This is a genomic window from Pseudonocardia sp. D17, assembly GCF_036984265.1.
In the GTDB taxonomy this organism is placed as follows: domain Bacteria; phylum Actinomycetota; class Actinomycetes; order Mycobacteriales; family Pseudonocardiaceae; genus Pseudonocardia; species Pseudonocardia benzenivorans.
Genome location: NZ_BPRG01000095.1, coordinates 1 through 1,022, shown reverse-complemented (window position 1 = coordinate 1,022; position 1,022 = coordinate 1). Strand labels below are relative to the sequence as shown.

Genomic DNA, 1,022 nt, shown 5'->3' with positions numbered 1-1,022 from the left:
GAGGACGTCACATGCCGATCGCCACCCCCGAGGTCTACAACCAGATGCTCGACGGAGCCAAGAAGGGCGAGTACGCCTTCCCGGCGATCAACGTGACGAGCAGCGAGACCCTCAACGCGGCGCTGCGCGCGTTCGCGGAGGCCGAGAGCGACGGCATCGTCCAGCTGTCGACGGGTGGCTCGGAGTTCGCGTCCGGGCTGGGCGTCAAGGACATGGTCGTCGGGTCGGTCGCCCTGGCGGAGTTCGCGCACGTCGTCGCCGCCCGCTACCCCGTCAACGTCGTGCTGCACACCGACCACTGCCCCAAGGACAAGCTCGACGGGTTCGTCCGGCCCCTGATGGCCATCAGCGCCGAGCGGGTGGCCCGCGGCGAGGAGCCGCTGTTCCAGTCGCACATGTGGGACGGCTCGGCGGTCGAGCTGGAGGAGAACCTCTCGATCGCGGCCGAGCTGCTCGACGCCGCCGCGAAGGCGAAGATCATCCTCGAGGTCGAGATCGGCGTCGTGGGCGGCGAGGAGGACGGCGTCCAGAACGAGATCAACGAGAAGCTGTACACGACTCCGGGCGACTACGAGCGCACCGTCGACGTGCTGGGTACCGGTGAGAAGGGTCGCTACCTGCTGGCGGCGACGTTCGGCAACGTGCACGGCGTCTACAAGCCGGGCAACGTCAAGCTCCGCCCCGAGGTGCTCAAGGAGGGGCAGGAGGTCGCGCGCGCCAAGCTCGGCCTGTCGTCCGACGCGAAGCCCTTCGACCTGGTCTTCCACGGCGGCTCGGGCTCGGCGCTCGAGGAGATCCACGAGGCGATCTCGTACGGCGTCGTCAAGATGAACGTCGACACCGACACCCAGTACGCGTTCACCCGGCCGATCGCCGGGCACATGTTCCAGAACTACGACGGCGTGCTGAAGATCGACGGCGAGGTCGGCAGCAAGAAGCACTACGACCCGCGCTCGTACCTGAAGAAGGCCGAGCAGTCGATGACCGACCGCGTCGTCGAGGCCTGCCAGACGCTGAAGTCC

At 67.7% G+C, this 1,022-nt stretch carries 1 protein-coding gene; it reads left to right on the top strand.

The features are described 5' to 3' along the window. Positions 1 to 11: 11 nt before the first annotated feature. A partial coding sequence (gene fbaA, locus PSD17_RS16340) for a class II fructose-bisphosphate aldolase (protein ID WP_339123320.1) occupies positions 12 to 1,022 on the top strand: 1,011 nt, incomplete at its 3' end.